Origin of the sequence: Sulfurospirillum barnesii SES-3, assembly GCF_000265295.1 — a bacterium.
Taxonomy (GTDB): Bacteria; Campylobacterota; Campylobacteria; order Campylobacterales; family Sulfurospirillaceae; genus Sulfurospirillum; species Sulfurospirillum barnesii.
In genome coordinates this window covers 799604-825359 of sequence record NC_018002.1, presented here as the reverse complement: position 1 = coordinate 825359, position 25756 = coordinate 799604, and the positions used below count along the sequence as shown (strand labels likewise).

Here is a 25756-nt window from a genome sequence, read left to right as displayed (position 1 = left end):
TCTAACCCTCAAGGGTTGCGAGTATCCGCAATCCCTCAGGCGTCAAAAAAGAGCGTAAACTCCCCTCAATACGCCTAATTCCCCCAGTAATGGCATAGGCGTCCATAGGCGCACCCATGCTCTCTAAAAAGGGATGCCAAAACTGTAAAAAGAGCAAAATGGTATCGCTTAAATGCTGTATCATATTGTCTAGGGGTAGATGCATCCACCCTTTGGTGTGAAAATCAAGCAACATCGTTTCAATGCGTTTTTTATAAGCAAGATTGTCTGTTTTGAACCGCTCTTTGAGTTTTTCATCACGTGAGAGTAAAAAAAGAAACTCCTTATAGAAAAAACGATACTCCCACGAAATAAGCGCAAATTGCTTGTGCTGTTCATTTAAGGAATGCAGCGTTTGGGGTATAAATGAGGTATCTGGGAAAAGCTTTTGATGCATCTGTTCATACAAAGCAAAAATAATCTCTTCACGGTTTTTATAGTGGTAGTGTAAATTACCAGGGCTTATGCCCATTGCTGAAGCGATATGATTGGTCGTGGCAGCTTGCGTGTTTGAGGTGTTGAACAACGCTAAAGCTGTTTCTAAAATACGTTCTTTTGTTGACATGTTTATTTCTCCGCAGGCATTGTAGCAAAAGGCTTGTTATTTTCATAAAAATGCACTCGCTTTGGTTTCCACCTCCTAAAAACGGTGTTAAGCATTCCTTTTGAGAGATTTTAAAAAAAAGACACCCTACTTCATAGGCAAGGAGTCGTGGCATCATCACACAACTCCTTAAAAAGAAGAAAGAAACCTCTTTCTTGATTATTGGCGTACACCTTGCACATCAATGATAAGTTTGACGGTTTCATCAACAACAACACCCCCTGCTTCAAGTGCTTTATTCCATGTTAATCCAAAATCTTGACGGTTAATTTTACCCTCTAACACAAAGGCTGTTCGCATCTTTCCTGCGGGGTCTTTCACCTCACCACCCATCTCTAAGCTCAAAACAACGGGCTTTGTCACTCCTTTGATACTCAAATCACCATAGACTTTAGTGCCTTCTTGTTTGGTAAATTTAAAGGTAATTTCAGGATGTTTTGTGACATCGAAAAAATCAGCAGAACGTAAGTGCTTATCTCTGTCTTGATTGTCTGTATCAATAGAACTTGCTTGAATCACCCCATCAATAGCGCTAAATGTGCCATTGGCAAAATCAAAAGTGCCTTTAAACGTGTTAAAGTTTCCACTGACATTGCTGATCATCATGTGTTTGACTTTAAACCCTACGGTTGAATGGGCTGTATCAACCGTGTAAAGAGCCGCTGAGGCAATGCTAGAGCTTAGTGCAAGCGCTGTAAACGCCTTAAGTACGAATGTAAATTTCATGGTATATCCTTTTTTAGTGTAATTGCACTAAAACTATAACAAGGACGTACTTAAGGCATTATTAGAGTAATTACTCTAATAATAAACCATAGAACACCTTAAGGTTGTGGGTACCTACACACACTATTTTTCAAAAATAGCATTGGTAATTTGTACCGTTGAAATCGCATTTTGTGGAGAGCCATCAATGAGCTTATCTGAATAGGTCAAATAAATGAGTGTGTTGCGTTTTGCATCGTAAAAGCGTACCACTTGAATATGCTTAAACAACAGTGAGGTTGACTCTTTAAACACACGCTCGCCATCTCTTTTTTTCGAGGCAACATCAGGAGGAAGGGTGATAACACCCGTTTGCCTACACGCAATCGAAGCATCCGATGTGTCTTCTGCAACCCCAAATGTTCCCTTGAGTCCTCCCGTTTTTGCACGTGAGAGATGGCACGAGACTCCTTCTATTTTTGGGTCATCAAACGCTTCAATAACAATTTTATGGTTCGCCCCAATGAGTTTAAACGCTGTATCAACAGAGCCAATTTCATCCCCCAGCACAGACGATGCCAAACCCATCACCACCAAACATATAAACCCTTTGTTTTTATGAAATGTCATCATTGTTCTCCCTTTTGATTAGCACATGGTGTAAAGAGTATTTTTAGTCAAATTTTACGCTAATGTCAAGAGGCAATAATCTAAACGCTAAAAAAGCTTTACATGTAAAACATTTCATTTTGATTGGGCTTTGTTTTGAGTACAATAAGCATAAACAAAGGAGTCTGCAATGAAGCGTTGTGGCTGGGTCAAACTCAGTGATAAAATCTATGTGGCATACCATGATGAAGAGTGGGGAAAACCCTTGCACAGTGAGCGTGCTTTGTTCGAGCTTTTCTGCCTAGAGACCCAAGCAGCAGGGCTTAGTTGGCTCACTGTTTTAAAAAAGCGTGAAGGGTATCGTAACGCTTTTGCACATTTTGTGCTTGAAAAAGTGGCACGTTTTGGAGAGATGGATGTAGCGCGCATCTTGGAGGAAGGCTTGGTGATCAAAAGTCGTCCCAAAATCGAAGCCATTATCTACAATGCAAGGCTTTTTGAAACCATCATCAAAGAGTTTGGCTCCATCGATAGCTACTTTTGGCGCTATGTTGAGGGGAAACCCATTGTCAATGCTATTGCGGATTATAAAACCGCCCCTTGCACCTCAAACATTTCCGATGCGATCACTAAAGATTTGAAAAAGCGAGGCTTTAAATTTGTCGGCTCAACCACCATCTACGCCTTTATGCAAGCGTGTGGCATGGTCAACGACCATGAAGATAGCTGTGGGTGCAAGTAGTAAGTGAAGTAGGGAATTTGGCGAACCCCTCAGCTATTAAATTCTACGGGTTCACTGTTTTCAATGAAAAAAGTTAAAAGTTTAGCCCCCTAAAATTTCTAAAATTTTTAAAAGACACCTATTATGAGCACATACTTCCACCAATGAGCGAAGAGAGTGACCATGAGTCCACTTTTTTAGAACATATTGAGAAAATTAAAGAGTGGATTTTGAGATGAAGTGAAGGGGGATATGTTTGAAATTGTACTACATTTGTGGTACAATTTTATAAAAAAGGAGATGCGATGAGAACAGGAACCAGTGTTCGTATTGATGAAGAGACAAAGATTATTGCTTCAGAAGTGTTAAAACAGTATGGTCTGAGCCTGAGTGAAGGCATCAACCTTTTTTGTAGGCAAGTTGCGATGACGTATTCGATTCCCTTTGAATTAAAAGTACCAACAGAACGCATGAAAAAAGCACTCAAAGAGCTAGAAAAAAGGGAAGGAAAATCCTTTGATTCCATCGAAGCACTCAAAGCTGATCTTGAGTCATGACATACGCTATCTTTCGTACCTCTTCTTTCAAAAAAGCCTACAAAAAGCTCGCTTCGCCTGAGCAAGAACTTGTTTTAATGATTGTTTTAAAACTTGCTAACGGTGAAAATTTGGATGAAAAATACAAAGATCATTTTCTAATAGGCAATTACAAAGGATGCAGGGAGTGTCACATTAAACCCGACTTACTGCTCATCTACAAAATCAATAACGATGAAGTGGAATTGGTTTTGGTAGAGGTTGGTAAGCATTCTAAATTGTTTAAATAAGAAGTTAAAAGTTTAGCCCCTAAAAAGAGGTGATGGGGTAAAATGGACAGGTATTTTTTAAACTATATCCATCATTTAGACTTCGAATAAAAAGAGACATACCTACAAGTACTCTTCACTTCACAGTTTAAACTTTAAAATGTTAATATTCACCCCATGAAAATAGATGAAAAAATACAAAAAACAATAGAAGAACTTAAAGAACAATACTTTGCAGATGACAGACCATGGGTGGTTACATACTCAGGAGGAAAAGATTCTACTACCGTCTTGCATCTAGTAATTAGTATGATCCAAATGCTTCATAATGAAGGCAAAGACCATAAACATGTTTATGTAGTATCATCTGATACAACAGTTGAAATGCCTATCATTGAGAACTATACAAATACACGACTTAATCAAATTAAAAAATTTGCAGATGAAACTGATTTAAAATTATCATGCCATAAATTAGAGCCAAAGATGGAAGAGTCTTTTTGGACTTTGATGTTAGGTCTTGGCTACCCTGCCCCTACAAGTTCATTTCGATGGTGTACTGAAAGATTGAAGATTAACCCCGCAACCGAATTTCTAAAAGGATTAGTCAATAAGCATCAGTCCATCCTTATGCTACTTGGTGTTAGAGCAGATGAATCTCAAGCAAGAGCAGCTTCGATAGAAGGAAGAGTGTTAAATCATAGAGGTCTATCTGTACATGACTCTATACCTAATGCTTATGTGCTATCTCCTATCAAATATTGGTCAAATGAAGAAGTATGGACATATCTAGGACAAAACCCTTTCCCATGGGGTGATCACTCCTATATGATGAGTTTATATGATAAAGGTAGTGGAGAAGGAGACTGCAATATTGCTCTAAACCCAGACTCGCCATCTTGCGGAAAAACACGATTTGGTTGTTGGGTTTGTACTGTAGTGGAAAAAGACCGCTCAATGGAAGGTATGTTGAGAAATGGTGAAGAGTGGATGTTACCACTTTGGGAGTATAGAGAAAAGCTGTACAACTATAGAAATGACCCTGAAAAAAGAGATACAAGAAGAAGAGACGGTTCAACTGGTGCTGGACCATTTTTGCCTGTAGTTCGTAGAGAACTTTTAGAAGATTTATTGCAAGTAGAGAAGCAAGTCAATATAAACTATCATTCAATGAAAAAAAACGCTATGGATTATAATCCACATGAAAAAATAGAACTTATTAAAGACGATGAAATTATGCTTATTCAAAAAAACTGGAATAAGGATGGCGACATATCCAATAATGCGTATCGAATAGCCCAAAAATTCACTCGCCTAAATGATCAAGCCATTACAACTGATTTGAGAGAAGAGCTAGAAACATTTGCAGAAGAAAATTTCAATATAGACCTATTTGAACGAATATATGAGATAGAAGCCTACAGAAAAAACATCTCTAATAGATATGCTATTGTCAATGATATTGAGAAAAAAGTTGTTGATTTTTATAAAGGTGAATTCCGTGAAACTAACTAATATTGTCATCAATAATCTCTTTTCATACAATGGAGTTAGCACTATTTCATTCGACAATATTACTTGCATCATTGGAACAAACGGTTTTGGAAAAACTTCAATTTTAAATTCTATTAAGCTGTGTTTAGGTCAGTCAGACATCGATGTAAAATCTATTTTAAATAATAATGCAACTGAAAAGAAATGTTCAGTTACCTTGAATTTTGATGAATTTAGCATCAAAAGAAGTTGGATTTTTGCGCCCAAACTTGAAGAATCCTTGAGTATTGTTTTCACAGATAGTAATAAGATTGAAGATATAGAAGCAGAGCATTTCATCAAAAATAAAATCCCTGATTTTTTAGTTGATTTTCTTTTTTACGATGGAGAAGTAGGCAATAATTTATTACTACTCTCAAATACAAAATTAAAAAATATATTTGATTTTATTTTTGATTTAGACTTATTAGTCAATACCCAAAAAGATTCTCTTGAAGTTGCAAAAAAACTTTTGGAAAAAAACAATGATGAAGAAAGTGCAAATCTCATTGACTTAGAAAATCAAAGATTAACTTTCTTAGAAACTATTTCTGTACAAAGAGAAGAGTTAAAAGAAAAAACAAAAGAAGTCAAAGCTCTAGCAATGAATCTTCAAAAGTTAAATACCCAAATAAAAAATAGAAATAAAAAGGTCAAACTCCTTCACGATGAATTAGAACTTTTGCAAGCAGACCTCGATAAAAAATCAAACAAACTAAAAGAGCTTATCCTCTGGCAAATGCCTCTTCTCTTAAATCAAAATTTGCTTAATAAAATGCAAAAACGAACTTCTAGTGCTTTAAAAATAGAAGATGAATCTCTTTTCGTCAATAAATTTTATAAATTTACCCAAGAGATCAACTCTCCTCTGGATGAAAATAAAGTATTAGAGTTATTTAAATCACTAATGATTAATGAGTCAAATCAAATAGACCTTACACTTTCTCCACGCGACTTTAAAAAACTTATTGAAAAGATGAAAGACCTAAGGCTCTCTATAAAACAACTTGAAGAAAAGATCAAGCTTGCACAAGATTCTGCTATGGAGCAAGAAATCATGCGCTCTTTAGTTGAAACACAAAAAGAGCAAGAAGAACGCTTAAACAATCTGGAAAAATCCTTGACTGAGTTAGAAGAAAGTATTGAACAAAACACGCTAGAAGCAAAAGAGATCAATCGAACACTTACACAAAGCTTTAAAGCCAATCAAGAAAAATATGCGTTTATCAAAGGTTATGAAGAGCTGCGGATTATCGCTCAAATAAGTACAAAAGTTTATAATCAAAAATTAGAAAAAAACCTTGTACTTTTCAATCAAAAGTTACAAGACAATACCACTAAATTTTTAAAACAATATGAGCATATCAAAGCAATATATATCGATAATTCTCATCGAATCATTATTAGCGATGGCAAAGAAATACTTAGTACAGAACTACTCTCAGCTGGGCAAAAGCAAGTCCTCAATTTTCTAATTATTAAAACTATTTTGGATTTCAAAGAGTTCACATCATTCATCATGATCGATACTCCTTTTGGAAGGCTTTCTAATAAAAACAAAGAGTTGCTTTTGCATACATGCTATTTGTCATTTGATACTCTCATCTTGCTACTTACAGACAGTGAATTTGATTTTGTCAAAACACAAAATCTTAAATACAAAACGTACCAAATAGAACGAGATACATTAGGCTCCAAGATAGAGGAAATAGCATGATAAGAACAACCCAAGATATAGAAAACTACATTTACCCTCTATCAAAGATGCTAAATCTAGAAAATGAACCTAAATGGGTCATTTTACGCTTTATGATCAATATATCTTTATCGCTCGAACAACCTTATGAAGAAGAAAAAATAGAAAGTTTTGATGGGAAAGAGTATCGACTAGAACAAATCACGGGTGAAGGGAAAGGAAGCGAAGACTTCACAAAACTTTTTTGGGATATGATAGAAGTATTTGATGACAAGACTATCACTTCAAAAAGACAGTTAGAAGAAAATCTCCAAAAACACATCATTAGGGGCTATCTCATCCTTAAAACTTCACTCAAGCACGATAGCAATATATTTGAGTTTTTAGGGCAAGATTTTTAAATGCTTGATTTTTGCACTATAATATTATAAAAGTTAACGGAGATTCCCAATGACAAAACAAGAAATTCTTTTAACTCTTTCCAAGCAAAGACCTTACCTTGAAAAAGAGTTTGAGGTAAGTAAAATTGGTCTTTTTGGTAGCTATGCAAAAGATAAACAAACGGATGAGAGTGATATAGATTTTTATGTAGAATTTAAAAGAAAAACTTTTGATAATCTTGCAGGGCTATGGGTCTATCTCGAAGAGCTGTATCATAAAAAAATAGACATCATCCACAGGCACAAAAACAACAACCCTGTCATCATCTCAAACATTCAAAAAGAGGTCATCTATGGATAAGGCAAATATCTCTGAACTTATCCATTTTATACTTCAAAGTATTCACCTTATAAAAGAAAGATTTGCACCCATCAACTCAAGTGATGACTTTTTGGCTAACAATGACGGGCTTATGAGACTTGACGCCATATCTATGAGGCTTCAGTCCATCGGCGAAGCTCTCAAAAATATAGACAAAAAAGAAAGAGATTTTTTACTTCAAGTGGCAGATAAAACCTACTGGAGCAAAATCATCAAAACACGAGAAATCCTCACCCACCATTACATAGACATAGATGCCGAAACCATCTATGACATCTGCAGTGAAAAACTTGATGAACTTGAAGATAACATTTTGAAGTTGCAAAGTAAACTTTAAGATTTTAATAGTCTTTTGCCTCTTTACTTTTTGTCAATATCTTTGAAAAAATCTTTATTAAAATTATCATTTATGATAACATGTTTTGCCAACTCAGTTAAAGTTTGACTTCTTTCTATAATCCTATTTTTACCCCAAGATAAATTATTTGTTTCAGTCAAAAAATCTATTTCCTTGTCCTTAATTACTATTTTTTTGTCTAAGTTATTTAAGATAACATCGCTATCATTTTTGTATCTTTCTTTAAAATTATTGTCATCAATATCTGCGTATTTGCTATCTTTATCTATTAATATATTGCCAATATAATTGGCATATTTATTACAATTATCCTCATCGATTTCATCATATTGAAATTCTGATGAATACTCTTGAGGCATGATTTGAAATAAGTTAAAATAATTAGGTAGTTTATTACCACCAACATGAAATTCTAATATGCTTAACAAGAGTCTTGTTAATGGTTTTTTTCTCCACAAATTGGTACTTGAAACGACTTCATCAAAAGTATCTTTTTTCTTTGAAATAAGCCCATTAATATAACTATTTGCGATTACTAAAGTATCTTGTATATCTTTACCTTTATTTATAATTTCATAACATAAATTAGGAATTACTACACTCAATTCTTTACTTTGTCCTGTTACCAAATAAACTAAGCCTAATTTAACTACTATCAATAGTATGTCATTTTTATAATTTAAATATTCATCATCAAATCGTTTATAAAATGACAAAACTATCAAATATCCCAATTTAAAATTCATTACGTTTAAATATTGAGCAATTGAATCATTTCGTTTAAGTTTTCCATATTCAGTTGCTATTTTTATTAGATGCTCTAATAATTCAATAGATTTAGTAAAATCACTTTGCTGGATTGATTTAAATTGTTTGAAAATTTTTCCATTGCTAGAATGTGTTTTTGTATCTTTTGCATCTCCAATAATGGTTAAATATTGCTCTAAAAAATCTCTTGGAAGAATTTTTGCTTTTGAACTATTAATATTAGTTACTGTTGTTAGAAATAGTTTCCATTTTTCAGTTAGTTGATTATATTCACTTTCAGTTGACGTTCTAAAAAAATAATTCTTTAATAAGTCTTGAGGTTCTAAAGCAATTCCGCTATCATTGAGTTTTTCAAAAATAAAAAAACCTGTCTCTATGGAAATAGTTTTTGTTACTACTAACCAAGTGCTATTTAAAAGTTGTAATGTAAAATCTGTTAATTCATTGTCGTCAAAGATTTCTATTTTCTCCTTGATGATAAAGACGAGATTGATTAACTTTTCTGAATCTTCATTATTTGTTATGATTTTTTTAAGGTCTATCTTATCTGTTATTTTTGTTTCAATTAAAAAATTTATTGTTTTTTGAAAATCTGTTGATAACGCATCTGAACGTTCTAAAATATATTTTTCTTCAACATTCATAGTGCTTAAATTTAAAGTTTTTATTTTTAATATTTTAGATATATCATTGATTAAATGTTCCGAAACATCTTTTTTATTTTCAAATTGTCTATCTTGAAACTTCAATAGTTGAACAATTGAGGCTAAAATTAAAACAATCGTAGTAAGCCTTTGTTGCCCATCAATGACTTCAAGTGATTTTTTACTTCTTTCATCACCTAAAATAGACTGTTGAGAAAGAACTACTCCACCAATAAAATAAGGTTTATATCCTTGTTCTGTTTTTTTATTCACTTGTTCAAAAATATCGTCAATTAATTTTTCAACTTGTTCTTGGTCCCAATCATATTTTCTTTGATAAGGTGGTATAAAATAATTCTTGCCCCTATCGTTTTCGTCAGTTTCATTTTTTAATAATTGTCGTATTGTATAAGTATCAGTTTTAAATGTTTCCATATAGCTTTCCTGTTTTAAAATTTATTTCAAATTTTTGATAATTTTTCATTACTTCTTTCAATGTTTCTTCAAAAGTTGTTTTCGTATAAGTAATGAGTATATTTTGATAGTCTTCCTCATCTTTAAACCATTTTGAATAAATTTTATATTTTTTATATTGTTCATCTTGTTTCACACTAGCAAAAATAAAAAAATATATCAAGGTTAAAATTCTTTTCGCATATTGGATGTCAGTTTTAAATAAAACTTCATATTCATTTAATATTTCATCAATTGATTTTTGAAATGTTTTATGATCACTAGATTTTTTTAGTTCTGATAGATACTCTTTAACATAAATATCTATATTTATTAAATTCTTTAATTCATCATACACTTCAAAGAAATCATCATGGTTTATTATAGTTTCTTCTAAGTCAACTGAAATTTGTTGTATTGATTTCTTTACATCTTGCATAATAGTAGTTTTTAACATATTGATTGTTTTAGCATTTCTATTAAACCAAGTATTTAGTTGCTGTATCTCAATTTGTTCACTTTGCCCTCTCATTTCTTTATGTTGTAATTGAAAAGACTCTAAAGCATTAGCAAATTCTTTTTTTTGTATAAATACACCATATACTAGCCATAAAAACAAAACAGGTGCAAAAAAACCAGCTAAATAATCTCCCCATACATTAATTTCAGTATCTGTTGTTGTTTTAGTTGAAGCGATGAAAAGAATAATCATAAACCATAGTATGGAAAAAAAGGATAACCAGTGGATTGCTTCAAACTTATAAGGGAGCTCTTTTTTTGTGTGTATTTCATAAAAAATCATACATAAAAAGACTAAGCACGAAAGACTGATAATGATTAAAATGGGTAATCCTATAATCATAATCTCTAACTTCACTTTATTTTTGGGTTAACATATTGATTAATATTACTAATGTATTTTTCAGTCTCTTTGATATGCTCTTCTGTAGCTAATCCAAGATAAATAAGTTTAATAAGTTCAGGTTTGGAGGTTTCCCAATTTTTTAAAGTCTTTGGGTCAATATTAATGCGTTCTGCTAGCTCTTTTTTAGTCATTTTTATATTTCCTATACAAAATACTTGACATAACGGAAATTATTTACTATAATTTTCAAAATAAAAGGAATATTTTCCATAAAATGATTTATATTGACATAATGGAAAAAGATGTCTACATCGAATATTCGAACAATGAGTTCGAATACTTATCTTTTACCAAAGCAAAGAAAATTATCTTAAAAAAACTACCTACAACTTTGCCTTATAACTGCGTAGATAAAGAAAAAAGCGTGGCTTTTCTAAACTCTCTTCTCAACAAATACAAAATTATAAATGACATACTAATATTAAAATAAATTCCTGTGTGGATTATTACAGAAAGAAGATTATAGTTTAATGAATGTTCTCGTATCGACTAAAGTATTTTGTGTTTGGGTTGATTAGAGATTTGTGAAGTTTGAGTGGTGTCAAGAGGGGGACTCGAACCCCCGACCTCCGGCTTATGAGACCAGCGCTCTAACCAGCTGAGCTACCTTGACATGGTTAAAAGAGGTTGGCATTATATAGTCACAAAACTTATACTTAGGTTAATTTTGGCTATTGTGCTTTTTTTTGTTACAAAACTAAAAAACATTGAGCATATAAGACTAAAGTTTAAGGCTTTTTTTCTTGACTTTTCTTGCATTTTCATGTAAAATTCTGTCACTCGAAACAAACGAGTGCTAAAATTTTAGTCAAAAGGACGAACATATGACTTTCAAACCACTTGGTAAACGTGTGCTTCTTGAAAGAATCGAAGAAGCGACAACAACAGCAACAGGTATTATCATCCCTGACAATGCCAAAGAAAAACCTCTTAGCGGTATTGTTAGAGCTATCAGTCCTAAAGTTGAAGAAAAGGGACTTGTTAAACTTGGCGATAAAGTTGTATTTGGCAAATATGCAGGTACTGAGCTAACACTAGATGGCAAAGTCTATCTTGTGATGAACCTTGATGACATTCTAGGTGTTTTATAATTTAATTTAAGCAAAATCAGGAGAAAAATATGGCAAAAGATATTCAGTTTTCAGACAACGCACGCAATGCCCTTTATGAGGGTGTTAAAAAACTAAACGACGCAGTAAAAGTAACCATGGGACCACGTGGTCGCAATGTGTTGATTCAAAAAAGCTTTGGCGCTCCTAGCATCACTAAAGACGGTGTTTCTGTGGCAAAAGAAGTTGAGCTTAAAGATACCGTTGAAAATATGGGTGCACAGCTTGTAAAAGAAGTGGCATCAAAAACAGCCGATCAAGCAGGTGATGGCACAACAACTGCAACCGTTTTAGCACATGCTATTTTTAAAGAAGGTCTTAGAAACATCACCGCAGGTGCAAATCCTATCGAAGTGAAACGTGGTATGGACAAAGCGGCTGAAGCGATTATCGCTGAGCTTAAAAGCATGGCAAAAGCGGTTAAAGATAAAAAAGAGATCGCACAAGTTGCCACCATTTCTGCCAACTCTGACACCGTCATTGGTGAGTTGATTGCTGAAGCGATGGAAAAAGTGGGCAAAGATGGCGTTATTACGGTTGAAGAAGCTAAGGGTATTCAAGATGAGTTAGACGTGGTTGAGGGTATGCAGTTTGACCGTGGTTACCTTTCTCCCTATTTTGTGACGAACCCTGAGAAAATGCAAACCATTTTAGAGCACCCATTTATTTTATTATTCGATAAAAAAATCTCTAACCTTAAAGATTTACTCCCCGTTCTTGAACAAGTTCAAAAAACAGGTAAACCATTGTTACTTATCGCTGAAGACATTGACGGTGAAGCGCTTGCAACTCTTGTTGTCAACAAACTAAGAGGTGTTTTAAACATCGCAGCGGTAAAAGCACCAGGTTTTGGCGATAGAAGAAAAGCGATGCTTGAAGACATTGCTATCATCAGTGGTGGTGAAGTCATCAGTGAAGAGCTAGGCCGTACACTAGAGAGCGCAACACTGGCTGATCTTGGTCAAGCAGCTCGCATCGTGATTGATAAAGACAACACAACCATCGTCAATGGCAATGGTGAAAAAGCAAGAATTGATGCACGTGTTGGACAAATCAAAGCGCAAATTGCTGAGACAAGCAGTGATTATGATAAAGAAAAACTTCAAGAGCGTTTAGCAAAACTCAGCGGTGGTGTTGCGGTCATTAAAGTGGGCGCTTCAACAGAAACTGAGATGAAAGAGAAAAAAGATAGAGTAGATGACGCACTCTCAGCAACCAAAGCAGCGGTTGAAGAAGGTATTGTTGTGGGTGGCGGTTCTGCATTCTTGCTTGCAAACGCAAAAATCAAACTAAACCTTAGTGGCGATGAAGCGATTGGTGCGGAAATCGTTACACGTGCTCTTAAAGCTCCATTGAAACAAATTGCCGAAAATGCAGGCTTTGATGCAGGTGTTGTCGCAAACAATGTTCTTACAAGCACTAAAGCAAACTATGGCTTTAACGCTTCAACAGGTGAGTATGTGGATATGTTTGAAGCGGGCATCGTTGATCCTGTTAAAGTTTCACGTATCGCACTTCAAAATGCGGTTTCAGTCGCAAGTCTCCTTTTAACAACAGAAGCGACTATCAGCAACGCAAAAGAGGACAAAGCTCCTGCAATGCCAGATATGAGTGGCATGGGCGGAATGGGAGGCATGGGCGGAATGATGTAATTCATTCCCTCCTGCTTTACATGTAAAGCCATTTCGGTGGCTTTACGCTTGCACACACCATGAAAAAAATCCTCCTATTTTTACTTATTGTTCGCACACTTTTTGCTCAAAACACACTGGTTGATGCCCTTTTAGATGGCAACTTAACCCATAAAATCAATGCAACCTATGATGAGGGCATAGAAGATGCAAATCCCTACTCTGCCTCACGTACCCAAACCATACTGTTTCACTACCAAAGTGCGCCCATGGGGGGCTTAAAACTGGAACTTGCTACGCAATCGTTTAACACACAAACCGCTTTTAGTAACAATGAAAACGCCATCTATTATACAAAAGCACTCTATGAGGGGTATGCTTCTTCTTTGAACTACAAACTCAGCGCCAATTACTATGCAGATACGTATAAAGAGACACAAAAAGAGAGTGAATTTTCGATGGTCAATGCCTTTGGAGCTAAGGCGGAAATTAACTATGAAAATTTTGGAAGTTATGTGGCGTACTCGAAGGTTTCAGATGGCAAACGAGATGCTAATGGAAATTTAGATAGCAAAGATATGCTTCTACCAACCTCCTCTGTTTTAAGCTCAAACAATTACGCACCAAACACACAAGCCTATGCGCTTGATATGAATTATGCTCTGCGAAAAGATGTGCGCTTAGGGTCTCGGTATGTTTTTGCCAATGACACCCAAAACACACTCTCTTACACAGGTATTTACAGCTCTTTTAAACTCAATGAAATTGCTAAAAATACCCATATCGACATTGCTTATGATAAAACCAATATAGACAAACAAGAGAATCAATTTAGCATTAATTTTATGAAAAAATTTTAAAATCCCAACTCTTCATCCACAAGAATAATGGTAGTTCGCCCCACTTCATCCCCTGTGATATAGCTAAACTTCTGACCAATATTGTCCATAGTGTACCGAGGAGGTTTTCCCATACTGATGGCAACATTGTTCATACGCTCAATATTTTTAGGACTTGCCACTTCACGAATGCGTTGAAAGCCCTCTTCAATGTTCTCAACCAGCTTATTTTTCCCTGCAATAATCAACACTTTTTTAGGACCAAAAATTTGTGCTGCGACACGATTTCCACTGCCATCGGCATTTACTAATTCACCTTTTTTGGTCAAGGCATTGGTACTGCAAATGTATAAATCAGCCAAAAGCCCTTGCCTTCTTCGTTCCACATTTTCTTCCATGCTAATGCCTGATTCGTATTGATTAAAAAGCGTGACATCTGTGCGTGAAGTAACATACGCATACAACCCAATTTCCTTCACGCTAGTAGAACCACCAAAACCAATGCGCATGTGCGGTTTAATAAAACTTATTGCCACACGAAGCGCCTCTTCTTTATTAGGAACACAAATTAACTCAAAACCGTGTTCTTGGTAGACCTTTTTTAACGCTTCCATCTCTTTCTCCTTTGTTTTTGCAAAATCATACTCTTATTTTTAAAAAGGTATAATTAGAGAAATCAATCATATACTTAAGAAGGAATAAAACCCTATGGGAAGAGCGTTTGAATACCGAAAAGCCGCTAAAATGAAGCGTTGGGGAAATATGTCCCGTGTATTTCCTAGACTTGGTCGTGCCATTATGATGGCAGCAAAAGAGGGAGGCGGAGACCCTGAGAGTAATGCAAAACTTCGTACTGCCATTCTCAACGCCAAAGCGGAAAATATGCCCAAAGACAATATCGATGCGGCAATTAAACGAGCGCTTGGTAAAGATGCCCAAACGCTTAGTGAAATTACGTATGAAGGCAAAGGACCGCACGGCTCACTCTTTTTTGTAGAGTGCGCTACGGATAACAACACCCGAACCGTTGCGAACATCAAAAGTGCGTTTAAAAAATCAGGTGCGGAGATGCTTAACAATGGCTCTTTGGATTTTATGTTCTCACGCAAAGCCGTCTTTGAATTTGCAAAAACTCCTGACATGGACATTGAAGCGCTTGAATTAGAGCTTATTGATGCAGGTCTTGAAGAGATTGAAGAAGAAGAAGGTGTGGTGCTGGTTTATGCAGACTACACTAACTTTGGAAGTTTGAGTGCGGCATTTGATAGCCTTGGCATTACCCTAACCAAAGCTACCTTAGAGCGCATTGCCAACACCCCACTCTCTTTTAGCGAAGAGCAAATGGTGGACATTGAAAAAGTCATCGAAAAAATTGAAGACGATGATGATGTACAAGCAGTCTACACCAACATTGCCTAATGCATTTGAGGGCTTTACATGTAAAGCCCTACTCCTTTAAATGATCGAAAAAATCCCGAATATCTACGTCTAAAACATTTGCAATTTTACACAGATGCTCAATATTGAATTTTTTACGCTGAATGCCTAGTTCTGCTTTGGCGTAAAATGCTGCGGATGAATGTCCAATAGCAAGCGCCATTTCTAACTGACTCTTTCCTCTTTTTTCCCTCAATAGCTTTACATTATGGCGTATTTGAGCATGTATTTCTTCCACATCGTATTGACACATAATCCTCTGCTCTTTCAAAAAAACCGCCCAAGAGAGGTGACTTTTTTGTGAGTTTACTTTGATAACACATTCGCTTCAATGTCCTATAGGACTTTGCAGTATTTTTTTTATTAACTTACAATGCTCAAAATATTAATTTTTTATTAATTGTTGTTCTTAAAAAATCACTGAAGTACAGAGGAAAACCGTTCTGATAAATAACATTTTAGCAAATTATTAGGTTTATTATTTTACTACATAGAACACTAGATTTAAGCAAAATATAATGGAATACGCTTGCAGTTTTAACGTCAACTTCCACATTATCCATTTTATTTAAAAATCCTTAAGACTATAGGTTTAAAATTTCAAAGGAGTTCATATGAGTCTATCCAAACAGTTGATGACAATGCTAGGCATTGCCATTTTAGGTATTTTTGCCATTTTTAGCATTGGTTTGAGTAAAATGGATAAGGTTTATGAAGAGACAAATACCTGCAATGTCGATTCATTACCGAGTATTTTGATTATAAACGAAATTATGGAAGAGTATTATTATCTTAGAGTATATGCTTTTGAGTTTTTATCGGCAAGCGATCAAAAAACAATGGATGAATCAACCGCAATGATCAAAGAGAAAAGAGACTCAATAGAGAAAAAAATTGCGTCCTATTATAACCATATCTCCAATGATAAAGACAAAGAACTCATCGATAAAGACAAAGAGATATTAAGGCAATACAATGCCCTCCTTGATCAATTTATGGAACTTTCCAAAGCCAATAAAAAAGAAGAAGCACAAACGCTTGCATTTGCAAAAAGACCTTTTTTAGCTACCGTAGGAGGTACCTTACGAGAACATATGGATTTTAATAAACAATTAGCTGAACACGAAGCACAAAAAGCAATGGAAGAAAAAAACACTGCAACCTATGAAATGATTGGCTTATCTCTGTTCGCTGCCTTTGCCATGATCATCATCGGTATCATGATTCGCAACAATATCATGCAAGGAGTCTCCTTAATTCGTGATAGCATCAGTGGTTTCGTGCAAAACAAAGAGCTTAAATTTAGAATCACGTATGGTAAAAACAATGAGATTCAAGAGATCGTCAATAGCTTTAATGCTTTAGTCGATACCTTAGAGGTCATCATTGATGATGTGAAGCGCTCTTCCAATGAAAACGCTTCGGTTTCCCATGAACTTTCTACCACCAGTATGCAAATCGGACGCAATGCGGAACACAGTACGATTATTGTCAATAACACCATTGAAGAGATTGTTACTATTAAGAAGTTTGTTCAAGAGACCGCTATTCTCTCCGAAGAGATGAAAAAGAGCATTGCACTCGCTGGTGATAAATTAGAATCGGCAAAAAAAGAGGTCATCATGCTTAAAGATGAAGTAGAACTTGCGAGTGAAGCTGAAACGGCTTTAGCTTCTCAATTAGAACAGATGAGCAAAGATGCAGAACAGGTTAAACAAATCTTGACTGTTATCTCTGATATTGCCGATCAAACGAACTTACTCGCCCTTAATGCCGCCATTGAAGCAGCCAGAGCAGGAGATCATGGACGTGGCTTTGCGGTTGTTGCCGATGAAGTGAGAAAGTTAGCAGAACGTACGCAAACCTCTTTAACCGAGATTAATGCGACCATTAATATCATTGTTCAATCCATCGTCAACTCATCCGATAAGATGACTAAAAATGCTCAAAACATTAAACGATTGGCTGGAGTTTCAACAACGGTAGAAGAGACCATCATCAGTACCACGTCGGTAATGGATGAGAGTGTAAAATCGGTGACAACTAGTGCGAATAACTCCAATCAAATCGCAAAAGATACCGATAAGATCGTCGATCTTGTCACCAACATCAATTCCATTACCTCTGAGAATGCCAGAAGTGTAGAGGAGATCGCAAGTGCCGCTGATCATCTCTCAAAGCTAGCAGAAAATCTCAATATGAAATTAGGGCAGTTTCAGTAAACGAAATAATCTTTACGTGTAAAGAAGGAAAACCTCTCTTTACATGTAAAGCTCTTCTTTTTTTATACTGCGTTTTCATCATGAATAATTTCTTTAAAAAACTCATAAATATCTACATCTAACACCTCCGCTATTTTACATAAGTGTTCTATATTAAACTTCTTATTTTGAATGCCCAATTCTGCCTTTGCATAAAAACCAGCAGAAGAATGCCCAATGGCTAACGCCATCTCAAGCTGACTCTTAGATTGTATTTCTCGCAAGCGTTTTATGTTATAGCGAATGCGTACATGTATCGTCTCGATGTCATAAATATACATTAAAACATACCCCCGTTCTCTTTTCATAATAAAAAATAAGACCATAACCTATTAGCATATAACGATAGATGCAAAACGTCAAAGTCCTCTGGGGCATTGACGTTTAAATTGCTTTCATGTATAATTCTTAGCTTTATTAGATTTTTATTAAAAAGGGCATACATGTTATCAACCATTCGGGCTAAACTTATTTTTCTGCTTCTCTTGTTTTTACTGACAACAGGAAGCCTCACCTTTTTACTTATTAGCAATACGTCCCATGCAAAAAAAGCTGCAATGACAATTGATACGATAGGCGAAATACGTTCACTCAGTGCTATGCTTGGTACTTACACAAGGGGTTATCAACTTTTTTATGATGTGAAAAGTTATGATGGCTATTTTAAAACACATGATCTTTTGCTCAATCGTATAAAGAGTTTAAAAAGCTATCTTAGCGATGAAAATCAAGTCTTGCTCTTGGAAAACATTACACAAGAAATTTTGAACTATAAAAAAGCCAATGAGGGTCGTTTTGTTATTATTAAAGAGCATACGTATACCATCCATCAGCCAGACTTTGTCTCAACACCCCATGGAAATACACTTAAAAAATTGAGTGATGAAGGGGCTACACACTATTTTAAACTTCAAGAAATGATTGATGATTTAACCAATAAAGTCGAAGAAACAGAGTTTGAAGCACTGGAAAGTGCAAAAACACTAGGCATTGTGAGTTCTGTTCTTTTAACGATTATTGTTAGTTTATTATTCTTTTTTATTATTCATAAAATTCAAAAATCCATTCAAAAAGCCTCTGATGGATGTAGTTACATAGCACAGCACAAAGATTTACACTACAAAATCAAAACCGATGATGAAGATGAAATCGCCCATATGATGAATATTTTCAATGCACTCTTAGACCAACTCTCACAAGCCATTCATGGTGCAAAACAAAGTGCCCATGAAAATGCCGCCGTTTCAGAAGAGTTGTCAAGCACCTCCTTGCATATTGGACGAAGCACTGAACAGTCTGCAAGAGAAATTGAAGAAACCACACAAGCCACAGAATCTGTGGTTGCTATTTTAGAACTCAGTGCACAAAGTTCTTCTACCTCAGGTACACTCATCGAATCTGTCTCAAACGAGCTTACCAATGCCTCCACAGAAGTGCTTTCAGTCTCGAGTGATCTTAAAAATGTGGTTGTGCAGCAAACAGAACTTTCGGCACGATTGGAGCATTTGGATCAAGATGTTCAACAAGTAAAACAAGTTCTATCAGTCATTGCTGACATTGCAGAACAGACCAATCTTTTAGCGCTCAATGCCGCCATAGAAGCCGCACGTGCGGGGGAACATGGACGAGGATTTGCTGTGGTTGCCGATGAAGTACGTAAACTTGCAGAACGCACACAAAAAAGCTTAATTGAGAGTAATGCAACCGTAGCAGTGATTGTCCAATCGGTCAGCACCGCTTCTGAAATTATGCGTCTGAGTGCCAAAGATATTGAGCATTTGGGTGATCGTGCACAAAACACCCAAACACTTATGCTTCAAACCGTTACAAACATGAGTAATGCTAAAGCAATTGTTATTAAAACTGCCAATGAAGCCAATTTAGGGCGTGAACAAGCGTTGAAGGTGATTGAGCGTATTCGAAGCATTAGCACCATTTCACACTCGAATGCTCGTAGCGTAGAAGAGATAGCAGGTGCAGCCGAACACCTTGCAAAGCTTTCTGAAAATTTAAGCCTTACCCTCTCACAATTCAAAACCACCTAAACAACTTTGGGAGCTTTACATGTAAAGCTCCTTTTTATTTCTGTGATGATGAAGCTAACTGTATACCAAGCCCTGCAAAGGTCAGCGCAAAACCACGTCGTAGCCATGTTTGTACACGATGTGATTCTATAACACTGTGGCGAAAGCCATGTGCCAAAAGACCGTAAATCACAAAAACAATAAATGTCATCAGCATAAATACGACACTCAAAACCACCATATCACCCAGTGGTGATGTTGTTTCAGGAGAGACAAATTGCGGTAAAAATGCCAAAAAGAAAATGGTCAATTTTGGATTGAGAATATTCAGCAAAAACGCCTTAATCGCCAAAGAGAGCGCACTCGAATGCGAAGAGATCGCCTGCGCTTCAAAACCACTTTTGTCCTTCCATGTCATGTACGCTAGATAGAACAGGTACAAAACACCCACAATTTTTAAGACTTCAAACGCCAGCGCACTCGTGTGCATAATGGCAGCAAGCCCAAAAACCGTTGCCAAAAGATGCGGCACAATCCCTGCGGTGCATCCAAGAGCGGCATACACACTGGCTTTTCGACCTTGCGCCAATCCTGTTGAGATGGTAAACAGCACACCCGTACCAGGAATCAGCACCACAATCAAAGAGGTAATCAGAAATTCAATGCTTATCATAACGGTAACTCCTGCTTAAAATGATTGGTTTAGTGTACCACAAGACCTATTTTCTTTACCTCAAAATCTTTACATGTAAAGATCTCAAAGCTTGCACATTTGGCGAAAGACGTTAAAAATCTCTTCCGCATTGACCTCAATGCCCTTTTCATCGCACAATTTTTGAACTTCCAAAGCAATTTGCGTTTGCATTTCTTTGGTCGTCTCAATGCCATAAAATTCCTTCAGTACATACGCCACGCCACTTTTACCCGACTGCGAATTAATGCGCACCACATCACGGTAATCCCGCTTAATGTCCTTTGGGTCGATCACGAGGTACGGCACGTGCCAATAGCCATCTAAGCTCACCTTCTGGTACTCCATACCCTTCTTTATAGCGTCTTGATGCGTCCCAGAAAAAGCTGTGTAGATCATAGAGCCCACATAAGGGTGACGGGGAGGAATACTGCTGTGCGTCAACGTGATGATCTCCTGCAAAATCGTATCGATGTTATAGATGTCTAACATCGGATCAATCCCTTGCGAATAGAGGTTAAACGCCATCGTAATCAAGTCAACATTGCCCGCTCTCTCACCATTCCCCATCAAAGTGCCCTCAACTCTTTGCGCCCCTGCTAACATTGCCATCTCCGCACTGGCTACGGCTGTGCCTCTGTCATTGTGTGGGTGAACGCTTAAAATAACGGCGTCACGTTCTAACATCTGTTTGCTCATCCACTCGATTCTATCGGCATAGATATTGGGCGTGCAGGCTTCTAAGGTGTTGGGCAAATTAATCACCATCGGCGCATTTTTACTTGGCATCCACTCGCTGATAACCGCATTTACCACATCACGTGCGAACGCCAACTCCGTTTGTGAAAAGCTCTCGGGTGAGTACTGAAACATCACATCGCCTTTAAATTTTGCCGCCTCTTCTTTGATGATGCGTGTACCCTCAACCGCTAAAGCAATAATCTCCACTTTACTTTTGTCAAACACAATTTTGCGCTGATTATCCGCCGTTGGATTGTAAAGGTGCATCGTTACTTTTTTAGCCCCGCTCATCGCTTGAAAGGTTCTTTTGATGTGTTTTTCGATGGAAGGCATCAAAACCGCAACCCTCACATCATCAGGGATTAAATTCTGCTCGATTAACATACGACAAAAGTCAAAATCCGTTTGCGAAGCACTCGGGTACGCAATCTCGATCTCTTTAAATCCCATCTCCACCAATTTTTGAAAATACGCCAATTTTTTGGTCGCATTCATCGGTTCAACAAGGGCTTGATTGCCATCCCTCAAGTCCGTGCTCACCCAAATAGGCGCTTGTGTGATAATGTTGCTTGCCCACTCACGGTGAGCTAAAGGTACCAACGGGTACGGTTTGTATTTTTTAAATGTTTGTGTAGTTTGCATAGAAATATCCTTGTTTTACAATAAAATTTTGCAAGAGCTCAAAGCACCAAGGGTGCGTGGGCACTCTGCCGAAGAGAACACAGTGTTAACGTAGTTTTTAAAGCTTTGCTTTAAAAGCGTGTTAAAGAACTCTAATAAAAAATTGTGCTAATTAGGTAGAGGTATCCTCAGGGCTAAAAAGCCAATTTAAACAATGAACAGTGAAAAATAAAAGGGGTTAAAAGTTATCGGAGCTTTTTTAGGAGGACGACGAGGAGTGATGCGTTAGAAAATTGCGCAATGCTCTGAGGTTGGTGTATGGTTTGATGGGTGATAAAAGTTTCCATCTTGTTCTCCTTTTGAAAAATTTGTAACGCAAAGTATAGCACAGGTTTTTCCCAATTGTAAAGGGTGGGCGCTTTACATGTAAAACGCCCTTGAAGGGTTACGCTTTGAAAAGCTGGTAGATAGCACTAAAGTCCTCATCGCCCTTTCCCATCATTTTCATTTTGGAGAAAAGCTCTTTAGTGACACTTGCGGTGTAAAGCGGACGATTTAAACTGTACGCCAAGTCTTGCAGACAATGCAAATCTTTAGTGATAGCCGCCGTGCTAAAATGCGGACTAAAGTCTTCATCGATGAGCTTTTGCGTTTTAGCCGCAAGCACGAGTGACTTTCCGCCCCCTGCTCCTAAAATCTCTAAAAGCTCTTTTTTATCAATCCCGCACGCTTCACCAAGAGCCGTACACTCCGCAATCGTCGCCATGAATGAGCCAAGGCATAGGTTATTGATAAGCTTCATCTTTGCCGCAAATCCAGCTTCTTTCAAATGAAAAATCGTGGAGGCAAACTTCTCTAATAGAGGCTTACATGTAAGAAAAACGCTCTGGCGTCCTGCACAAACAGCGGTGAGTTCGCCTTTGCTCGCAGGTACAACACTTCCAAGTACGGGTGATTCAAGGTAGTCACCGCCTTTGGCTTCCACCATGGTGTGAAACTCTATGACATCGGTGAAATGGTTGGTCGTAAGGTCGATGATGGTTTTACCTTTGAGGTTTGCACTTAAAAGCCCATTCTCCATCATTAAAACATTGCGTACGCCATCCGAGTCAAACAGACACATGAGCACTGTGTCGCACTTCTCCAAGAGCGCTTTGGGTGAGCTTTCACACACAAACCCTTTGGCTTCCGCTTTCGCCTTTGTTCGATTCCATACCAAAACCTCTTCACCCATGCTTGCTAAACGCTTTGCGATAGCTGTTCCTAAATTGCCTAATCCTATAAAACCGATTGCCATTCTTGACTCCTTTGCATTATTTTTTAGAATTATAGTCTAAATTAGACAAATTATCTTTAAATTCGTGTTATAATTTTGCCATGAAAAAAGTACTCAAACCCTACATCGCCTTGTGCGACGCCATAGCCAAACTCTTTTACCCCAATGTCGAAGTCGTCATGCACGATTTGGAAGCGAAAAAACTCATTCACATTGTCAATGCCTTCTCCAAACGCCGCGTCGGTGATGTGATGCTGAGTGAGCTCAAAGATTTCAACAGCATCAAAGAGAACTGGGTTGGACCGTATGATAAAACCAGCAGTGAGGGCAAACGCCTCAAAGCGGTGAGCATCATCGTGCGAGACGTGGAGGAAAAGCCCATTGGAATGATCTGCATCAACTACAACACAGAGCCCATCGAAACGCTCTTCGAGTCGCTCAAAGGCTTTTTACATGTAAACGACTCTGAGCCTAAACCTGCGGTACTTTTTTCACAAAGTTGGAGAGAACACACCGATGAGACGATAGAAAAATACTTAAGCGCTAAAAACATCGCCCTATCGGGTCTTTCAAGCGACGATAAAAAAGAGTTGGTCATTTTTTTAGAACGTGAAGGCATCTTCGCCATTCGCAATGTCGTAGGGTATATCTGCTCGGTTTTAAATGTCTCAAAGGCTACGATTTATAATTGGTTGAAGGTGGTGAGAGCTTAAAACGCAATTTTATACAATCCAAAAAATAGACTCTTTTTTATAATACTCCTTGAAAATCAATAGGAGTTCATCATGAAAACAGACACACAATTTTTTGAAGCATTTGAACACGGTACGCTTTTAGTAGAGGGGAAAAGTGTTCATCTAGGAAAACTTGACTGGTGGAATCACCCAAAATTTGAAGGTGTGGCATTAAAGCATCTTGTCACTTCTGCTCAAAGCGAAGGGGCGTTTAGCTTTCATCTAGTACGCATCGCTCCGCATAAAGCCATCCAAACGCATGTCCATGAAAATGAGTTAGAGACACATGAAGTCATCGGTGGCAGTGGGTACTGTATCAAAGAGGGTTCTACATTTTCTTATGCAACAGGAACCATGAGCATTTTTCCTAAAAAGACAGAACACTCCATCCATGCAGATGAAAAGGGTTTATATCTTTTAGCGAAGTTTTTTCCCGCTCTTTGCTAACGCATCCAAATCAAGACACGCTGCTTTATAAGACGAGGGAGAAATTTGAAAAAGTTTTTTAAAATGCCTTATAAAGTGGCTTTGGTCATAAAATCCTGCACTCAAACCCACATCGGTCATCGACGTACTGTTTTCTATCAAACCTTTCGCTTTTCGTACACGATTTTGAATGTGAAATTTATGCGGTGTCATCCCGACATTTTCATCAAACTTGCGTATAAAATGGTATTTGCTCAGAGCACTATACCGTGATAAATGTTCACCATCAATCTGAACTTCTGGGTACTCTTCTAAAAAGGTTTTAATTCTATCAAGCGTGCGGTGTTTTTCATGCATAGAATCACAATGCGCATACACCCCACGCAATATATCATCAAAAAGCGCACCATGGCTCTCTTCTAAGTATTCCATCTCCTCTAAAATACGTGCATACCGACCAACAATCACTTGTGCTTCAAGCAGTTCATAAGATTTTAAAAAATTCCTTTTTAGACTTAAGACTATCATATCATACACTTCTAAACTTTCTATTTCATGGACATCATAAGGATTGATGGTAAAAGACATATCTTTTTTATACACCTTTTTTTCACCATTAGAACAAAGAGAAAGTGCGCCATTTTGAACAATACCTATGGTATAACTGGAGATATGATTGTGTCTGGGATATGAAAAAATCGCCTCTTTTAAAACAATAAATTCTAAATCAGCATATGCCGTTTTACAATAATAGATCATTTAGCTTTCCTGACGCATAGTATGGAAAATATTTTCTAAAAACTGATAATACGTAGCATACCCTTGGGCATCATAATGTGCAGACAACGGATTCATAAAGCCATGTAAATACGCTGTTTTCAAACAGGTGATGTTCGCATGTTTTACAAGCTTTGTTATCACCTCATCTACGTCAAAGTGTTTTTCATATTGTGGAAATATCAGTGTGCACGGCACAAGCACGTTAGCATCTAAGCAATGACGAATCTGAGAGGAGTAAAACCCAAAAAAGTGTTTTATTTTGGCGTTTTCACATCCATCAAGCGCTTTCCAAAACGCCGATGCACCCATGCTAAAACCAATTATTACCACCTCTTCGTTTGAACATGCATCCAGAGCTTGCATGCACGCTTTGGCATAGCTTTCAAGTCCACACAATTGGTTAAATGACTTATAGGCTTGCTCTTCATCGTGAAAATTCATCTGCTTTGCATCGTAAGGATCAAGAATATGTATCACCTCACCCAAAGACTCAAAACGGTGCTTGAGTGTTTCTATGGCTTTTGTGTAACCAAAAATGTCGGTGGCTAAAAGAATGTGTGGCAT

The 25756-nt window shown here is 36.9% G+C and carries 30 protein-coding genes and 1 tRNA gene; 16 read left to right on the top strand and 15 right to left on the bottom strand.

Going from position 1 to position 25756, the window contains the following annotated elements; translation table 11 throughout:
* Window position 1 precedes the first annotated feature (1 nt).
* From SULBA_RS04215 to SULBA_RS04205, 3 genes are all read right to left on the bottom strand, one after another.
* A complete protein-coding gene (locus SULBA_RS04215; protein WP_014769029.1) occupies window positions 2-604 on the bottom strand; it encodes a TetR/AcrR family transcriptional regulator in 603 nt (200 codons plus the stop codon).
* Between the two features lie 198 nt (window positions 605-802).
* Complete coding sequence (locus SULBA_RS04210) at window positions 803-1369, bottom strand: YceI family protein (protein WP_014769028.1); 567 nt, start codon at window positions 1367-1369, stop codon at window positions 803-805.
* Between the two features lie 123 nt (window positions 1370-1492).
* Window positions 1493-1981, bottom strand: coding sequence for a CreA family protein (locus SULBA_RS04205; protein ID WP_216593428.1), 489 nt, complete (start codon window positions 1979-1981; stop codon window positions 1493-1495).
* A gap of 166 nt (window positions 1982-2147) precedes the next feature.
* On the opposite strand from SULBA_RS04205, the gene SULBA_RS04200 reads away from it, so the two are divergent.
* The 8 genes from SULBA_RS04200 to SULBA_RS04165 all read left to right on the top strand — a co-directional run bounded on the left by SULBA_RS04200 (window position 2148) and on the right by SULBA_RS04165 (window position 7811).
* Window positions 2148-2699 carry a DNA-3-methyladenine glycosylase I gene (locus SULBA_RS04200; protein ID WP_014769026.1) on the top strand — a complete coding sequence of 184 codons (552 nt, stop codon included), beginning with the start codon at window positions 2148-2150 and terminating at the stop codon, window positions 2697-2699.
* 284 nt (window positions 2700-2983) lie between these two features.
* The gene (locus tag SULBA_RS04195; protein WP_014769025.1) at window positions 2984-3235 is read left to right on the top strand and encodes a type II toxin-antitoxin system RelB/DinJ family antitoxin; all 252 of its coding nucleotides are present in this window, start codon (window positions 2984-2986) and stop codon (window positions 3233-3235) included.
* Window positions 3232-3504 carry a type II toxin-antitoxin system YafQ family toxin gene (locus SULBA_RS04190; RefSeq protein ID WP_014769024.1) on the top strand — a complete coding sequence of 91 codons (273 nt, stop codon included), beginning with the start codon at window positions 3232-3234 and terminating at the stop codon, window positions 3502-3504. Before SULBA_RS04195 ends, SULBA_RS04190 begins: the two co-directional genes overlap by 4 nt.
* A 156-nt stretch (window positions 3505-3660) precedes the next feature.
* Entirely contained in the window at window positions 3661-4998 is a 1338-nt protein-coding gene (dndC, locus tag SULBA_RS04185) for a DNA phosphorothioation system sulfurtransferase DndC (protein ID WP_014769023.1), read from the top strand.
* The gene (locus SULBA_RS04180) at window positions 4985-6733 is read left to right on the top strand and encodes an AAA family ATPase (protein WP_014769022.1); all 1749 of its coding nucleotides are present in this window, start codon (window positions 4985-4987) and stop codon (window positions 6731-6733) included. Before dndC ends, SULBA_RS04180 begins: the two co-directional genes overlap by 14 nt.
* A complete protein-coding gene (locus SULBA_RS04175) occupies window positions 6730-7113 on the top strand; it encodes a DndE family protein (protein ID WP_014769021.1) in 384 nt (127 codons plus the stop codon). The genes SULBA_RS04180 and SULBA_RS04175 overlap by 4 nt, the downstream gene beginning before the upstream one ends.
* 49 nt (window positions 7114-7162) lie before the next feature.
* On the top strand, window positions 7163-7453 hold the full coding sequence (locus SULBA_RS04170) for a nucleotidyltransferase family protein (RefSeq protein ID WP_014769020.1): 291 nt from the start codon (window positions 7163-7165) through the stop codon (window positions 7451-7453).
* The gene (locus SULBA_RS04165) at window positions 7446-7811 is read left to right on the top strand and encodes a HepT-like ribonuclease domain-containing protein (RefSeq protein WP_014769019.1); all 366 of its coding nucleotides are present in this window, start codon (window positions 7446-7448) and stop codon (window positions 7809-7811) included. The genes SULBA_RS04170 and SULBA_RS04165 overlap by 8 nt, the downstream gene beginning before the upstream one ends.
* 23 nt (window positions 7812-7834) lie before the next feature.
* On the opposite strand, the gene SULBA_RS04160 is transcribed toward SULBA_RS04165, so the two are convergent.
* The 4 genes from SULBA_RS04160 to SULBA_RS04140 form a co-directional block, all read right to left on the bottom strand.
* Entirely contained in the window at window positions 7835-9679 is a 1845-nt protein-coding gene (locus SULBA_RS04160) for a DUF262 domain-containing protein (RefSeq protein ID WP_014769018.1), read from the bottom strand.
* Entirely contained in the window at window positions 9666-10559 is an 894-nt protein-coding gene (locus SULBA_RS04155) for a hypothetical protein (RefSeq protein WP_041671803.1), read from the bottom strand. Before SULBA_RS04155 ends, SULBA_RS04160 begins: the two co-directional genes overlap by 14 nt.
* 11 nt (window positions 10560-10570) lie before the next feature.
* Window positions 10571-10753 carry a hypothetical protein gene (locus SULBA_RS04150; RefSeq protein WP_014769016.1) on the bottom strand — a complete coding sequence of 61 codons (183 nt, stop codon included), beginning with the start codon at window positions 10751-10753 and terminating at the stop codon, window positions 10571-10573.
* A 405-nt stretch (window positions 10754-11158) separates the two neighbouring features.
* Window positions 11159-11235: transfer RNA gene (locus SULBA_RS04140), tRNA-Met, on the bottom strand.
* A gap of 211 nt (window positions 11236-11446) precedes the next feature.
* Here SULBA_RS04140 and groES point away from each other — a divergent pair.
* From groES to SULBA_RS04125, 3 genes are read left to right on the top strand one after another with little or no spacing between them, the layout of a single operon-like run.
* On the top strand, window positions 11447-11713 hold the full coding sequence (groES, locus tag SULBA_RS04135) for a co-chaperone GroES (RefSeq protein WP_014769015.1): 267 nt from the start codon (window positions 11447-11449) through the stop codon (window positions 11711-11713).
* A gap of 29 nt (window positions 11714-11742) precedes the next feature.
* Window positions 11743-13383, top strand: coding sequence for a chaperonin GroEL (gene groL, locus SULBA_RS04130; RefSeq protein ID WP_014769014.1), 1641 nt, complete (start codon window positions 11743-11745; stop codon window positions 13381-13383).
* A 59-nt stretch (window positions 13384-13442) separates the two neighbouring features.
* Window positions 13443-14222 carry a hypothetical protein gene (locus SULBA_RS04125; RefSeq protein ID WP_014769013.1) on the top strand — a complete coding sequence of 260 codons (780 nt, stop codon included), beginning with the start codon at window positions 13443-13445 and terminating at the stop codon, window positions 14220-14222.
* On the opposite strand, the gene SULBA_RS04120 is transcribed toward SULBA_RS04125, so the two are convergent.
* Entirely contained in the window at window positions 14219-14815 is a 597-nt protein-coding gene (locus SULBA_RS04120; RefSeq protein WP_014769012.1) for a lactate utilization protein, read from the bottom strand. The two genes, SULBA_RS04125 and SULBA_RS04120, sit on opposite strands and share 4 nt — an antisense overlap.
* 94 nt (window positions 14816-14909) lie before the next feature.
* Between SULBA_RS04120 and SULBA_RS04115 the strand changes: the two genes are divergently transcribed.
* Window positions 14910-15620 (top strand): YebC/PmpR family DNA-binding transcriptional regulator, encoded by a 711-nt coding sequence (locus tag SULBA_RS04115; protein WP_014769011.1) that lies wholly within the window; start codon window positions 14910-14912, stop codon window positions 15618-15620.
* Window positions 15621-15648: 28 nt separating this feature from the next.
* Here SULBA_RS04115 and SULBA_RS04110 read toward each other — a convergent pair whose 3' ends face one another.
* Entirely contained in the window at window positions 15649-15891 is a 243-nt protein-coding gene (locus tag SULBA_RS04110; RefSeq protein WP_050985273.1) for a helix-turn-helix domain-containing protein, read from the bottom strand.
* Between the two features lie 361 nt (window positions 15892-16252).
* On the opposite strand from SULBA_RS04110, the gene SULBA_RS04105 reads away from it, so the two are divergent.
* A complete protein-coding gene (locus SULBA_RS04105) occupies window positions 16253-17860 on the top strand; it encodes a methyl-accepting chemotaxis protein (RefSeq protein ID WP_014769009.1) in 1608 nt (535 codons plus the stop codon).
* 62 nt (window positions 17861-17922) lie between these two features.
* On the opposite strand, the gene SULBA_RS04100 is transcribed toward SULBA_RS04105, so the two are convergent.
* Window positions 17923-18207, bottom strand: a complete 285-nt coding sequence (locus SULBA_RS04100; protein ID WP_156790512.1) for a helix-turn-helix domain-containing protein — start codon at window positions 18205-18207, stop codon at window positions 17923-17925.
* Between the two features lie 135 nt (window positions 18208-18342).
* Here SULBA_RS04100 and SULBA_RS04095 point away from each other — a divergent pair, with 135 nt between their 5' ends.
* Window positions 18343-19944 carry a methyl-accepting chemotaxis protein gene (locus tag SULBA_RS04095; protein ID WP_014769007.1) on the top strand — a complete coding sequence of 534 codons (1602 nt, stop codon included), beginning with the start codon at window positions 18343-18345 and terminating at the stop codon, window positions 19942-19944.
* Between the two features lie 34 nt (window positions 19945-19978).
* Here SULBA_RS04095 and SULBA_RS04090 read toward each other — a convergent pair whose 3' ends face one another.
* The 3 genes from SULBA_RS04090 to SULBA_RS04080 all read right to left on the bottom strand — a co-directional run bounded on the left by SULBA_RS04090 (window position 19979) and on the right by SULBA_RS04080 (window position 23273).
* Window positions 19979-20596 carry a LysE family translocator gene (locus tag SULBA_RS04090; RefSeq protein ID WP_014769006.1) on the bottom strand — a complete coding sequence of 206 codons (618 nt, stop codon included), beginning with the start codon at window positions 20594-20596 and terminating at the stop codon, window positions 19979-19981.
* A gap of 84 nt (window positions 20597-20680) precedes the next feature.
* Window positions 20681-21997: a 2-isopropylmalate synthase gene (locus SULBA_RS04085; RefSeq protein ID WP_014769005.1), complete on the bottom strand. Its 1317-nt coding sequence runs from the start codon at window positions 21995-21997 to the stop codon at window positions 20681-20683.
* Window positions 21998-22421: 424 nt separating this feature from the next.
* Entirely contained in the window at window positions 22422-23273 is an 852-nt protein-coding gene (locus tag SULBA_RS04080; RefSeq protein ID WP_014769004.1) for an NAD(P)-dependent oxidoreductase, read from the bottom strand.
* Window positions 23274-23353: 80 nt separating this feature from the next.
* On the opposite strand from SULBA_RS04080, the gene SULBA_RS04075 reads away from it, so the two are divergent.
* Together SULBA_RS04075 and SULBA_RS04070 are read left to right on the top strand one after the other, a co-directional pair.
* Window positions 23354-23965 (top strand): helix-turn-helix transcriptional regulator, encoded by a 612-nt coding sequence (locus SULBA_RS04075; RefSeq protein ID WP_014769003.1) that lies wholly within the window; start codon window positions 23354-23356, stop codon window positions 23963-23965.
* Between the two features lie 72 nt (window positions 23966-24037).
* A complete protein-coding gene (locus tag SULBA_RS04070) occupies window positions 24038-24433 on the top strand; it encodes a cupin domain-containing protein (RefSeq protein WP_014769002.1) in 396 nt (131 codons plus the stop codon).
* Here the strand turns inward: SULBA_RS04070 and SULBA_RS12710 are convergent.
* Entirely contained in the window at window positions 24404-25171 is a 768-nt protein-coding gene (locus SULBA_RS12710; protein WP_014769001.1) for a helix-turn-helix domain-containing protein, read from the bottom strand. The two genes, SULBA_RS04070 and SULBA_RS12710, sit on opposite strands and share 30 nt — an antisense overlap.
* Window positions 25172-25756: a dienelactone hydrolase family protein gene (locus SULBA_RS04060; RefSeq protein WP_014769000.1), complete on the bottom strand. Its 585-nt coding sequence runs from the start codon at window positions 25754-25756 to the stop codon at window positions 25172-25174.

What these genes read in the sequence shown, in the direction of transcription:
- SULBA_RS04095 (WP_014769007.1), top strand. Translation starts at nt 18,343, where the DNA reads ATGTTATCAACCATTCGGGCTAAACTTATTTTTCTGCTTCTCTTGTTT.
- SULBA_RS04150 (WP_014769016.1), bottom strand. Translation starts at nt 10,753, where the DNA reads ATGACTAAAAAAGAGCTAGCAGAACGCATTAATATTGACCCAAAGACT.
- SULBA_RS04200 (WP_014769026.1), top strand. Translation starts at nt 2,148, where the DNA reads ATGAAGCGTTGTGGCTGGGTCAAACTCAGTGATAAAATCTATGTGGCA.
- SULBA_RS04210 (WP_014769028.1), bottom strand. Translation starts at nt 1,369, where the DNA reads ATGAAATTTACATTCGTACTTAAGGCGTTTACAGCGCTTGCACTAAGC.
- SULBA_RS04175 (WP_014769021.1), top strand. Translation starts at nt 6,730, where the DNA reads ATGATAAGAACAACCCAAGATATAGAAAACTACATTTACCCTCTATCA.
- SULBA_RS04070 (WP_014769002.1), top strand. Translation starts at nt 24,038, where the DNA reads ATGAAAACAGACACACAATTTTTTGAAGCATTTGAACACGGTACGCTT.
- groES (WP_014769015.1), top strand. Translation starts at nt 11,447, where the DNA reads ATGACTTTCAAACCACTTGGTAAACGTGTGCTTCTTGAAAGAATCGAA.
- SULBA_RS04080 (WP_014769004.1), bottom strand. Translation starts at nt 23,273, where the DNA reads ATGGCAATCGGTTTTATAGGATTAGGCAATTTAGGAACAGCTATCGCA.
- SULBA_RS04170 (WP_014769020.1), top strand. Translation starts at nt 7,163, where the DNA reads ATGACAAAACAAGAAATTCTTTTAACTCTTTCCAAGCAAAGACCTTAC.
- SULBA_RS04075 (WP_014769003.1), top strand. Translation starts at nt 23,354, where the DNA reads ATGAAAAAAGTACTCAAACCCTACATCGCCTTGTGCGACGCCATAGCC.
- dndC (WP_014769023.1), top strand. Translation starts at nt 3,661, where the DNA reads ATGAAAATAGATGAAAAAATACAAAAAACAATAGAAGAACTTAAAGAA.
- SULBA_RS12710 (WP_014769001.1), bottom strand. Translation starts at nt 25,171, where the DNA reads ATGATCTATTATTGTAAAACGGCATATGCTGATTTAGAATTTATTGTT.
- SULBA_RS04195 (WP_014769025.1), top strand. Translation starts at nt 2,984, where the DNA reads ATGAGAACAGGAACCAGTGTTCGTATTGATGAAGAGACAAAGATTATT.
- SULBA_RS04205 (WP_216593428.1), bottom strand. Translation starts at nt 1,981, where the DNA reads ATGATGACATTTCATAAAAACAAAGGGTTTATATGTTTGGTGGTGATG.
- SULBA_RS04120 (WP_014769012.1), bottom strand. Translation starts at nt 14,815, where the DNA reads ATGGAAGCGTTAAAAAAGGTCTACCAAGAACACGGTTTTGAGTTAATT.
- SULBA_RS04085 (WP_014769005.1), bottom strand. Translation starts at nt 21,997, where the DNA reads ATGCAAACTACACAAACATTTAAAAAATACAAACCGTACCCGTTGGTA.
- SULBA_RS04110 (WP_050985273.1), bottom strand. Translation starts at nt 15,891, where the DNA reads ATGTGTCAATACGATGTGGAAGAAATACATGCTCAAATACGCCATAAT.
- SULBA_RS04155 (WP_041671803.1), bottom strand. Translation starts at nt 10,559, where the DNA reads ATGATTATAGGATTACCCATTTTAATCATTATCAGTCTTTCGTGCTTA.
- SULBA_RS04125 (WP_014769013.1), top strand. Translation starts at nt 13,443, where the DNA reads ATGAAAAAAATCCTCCTATTTTTACTTATTGTTCGCACACTTTTTGCT.
- SULBA_RS04190 (WP_014769024.1), top strand. Translation starts at nt 3,232, where the DNA reads ATGACATACGCTATCTTTCGTACCTCTTCTTTCAAAAAAGCCTACAAA.
- groL (WP_014769014.1), top strand. Translation starts at nt 11,743, where the DNA reads ATGGCAAAAGATATTCAGTTTTCAGACAACGCACGCAATGCCCTTTAT.
- SULBA_RS04105 (WP_014769009.1), top strand. Translation starts at nt 16,253, where the DNA reads ATGAGTCTATCCAAACAGTTGATGACAATGCTAGGCATTGCCATTTTA.
- SULBA_RS04060 (WP_014769000.1), bottom strand. Translation starts at nt 25,756, where the DNA reads ATGCCACACATTCTTTTAGCCACCGACATTTTTGGTTACACAAAAGCC.
- SULBA_RS04215 (WP_014769029.1), bottom strand. Translation starts at nt 604, where the DNA reads ATGTCAACAAAAGAACGTATTTTAGAAACAGCTTTAGCGTTGTTCAAC.
- SULBA_RS04165 (WP_014769019.1), top strand. Translation starts at nt 7,446, where the DNA reads ATGGATAAGGCAAATATCTCTGAACTTATCCATTTTATACTTCAAAGT.
- SULBA_RS04115 (WP_014769011.1), top strand. Translation starts at nt 14,910, where the DNA reads ATGGGAAGAGCGTTTGAATACCGAAAAGCCGCTAAAATGAAGCGTTGG.
- SULBA_RS04160 (WP_014769018.1), bottom strand. Translation starts at nt 9,679, where the DNA reads ATGGAAACATTTAAAACTGATACTTATACAATACGACAATTATTAAAA.
- SULBA_RS04100 (WP_156790512.1), bottom strand. Translation starts at nt 18,207, where the DNA reads ATGAAAAGAGAACGGGGGTATGTTTTAATGTATATTTATGACATCGAG.
- SULBA_RS04090 (WP_014769006.1), bottom strand. Translation starts at nt 20,596, where the DNA reads ATGATAAGCATTGAATTTCTGATTACCTCTTTGATTGTGGTGCTGATT.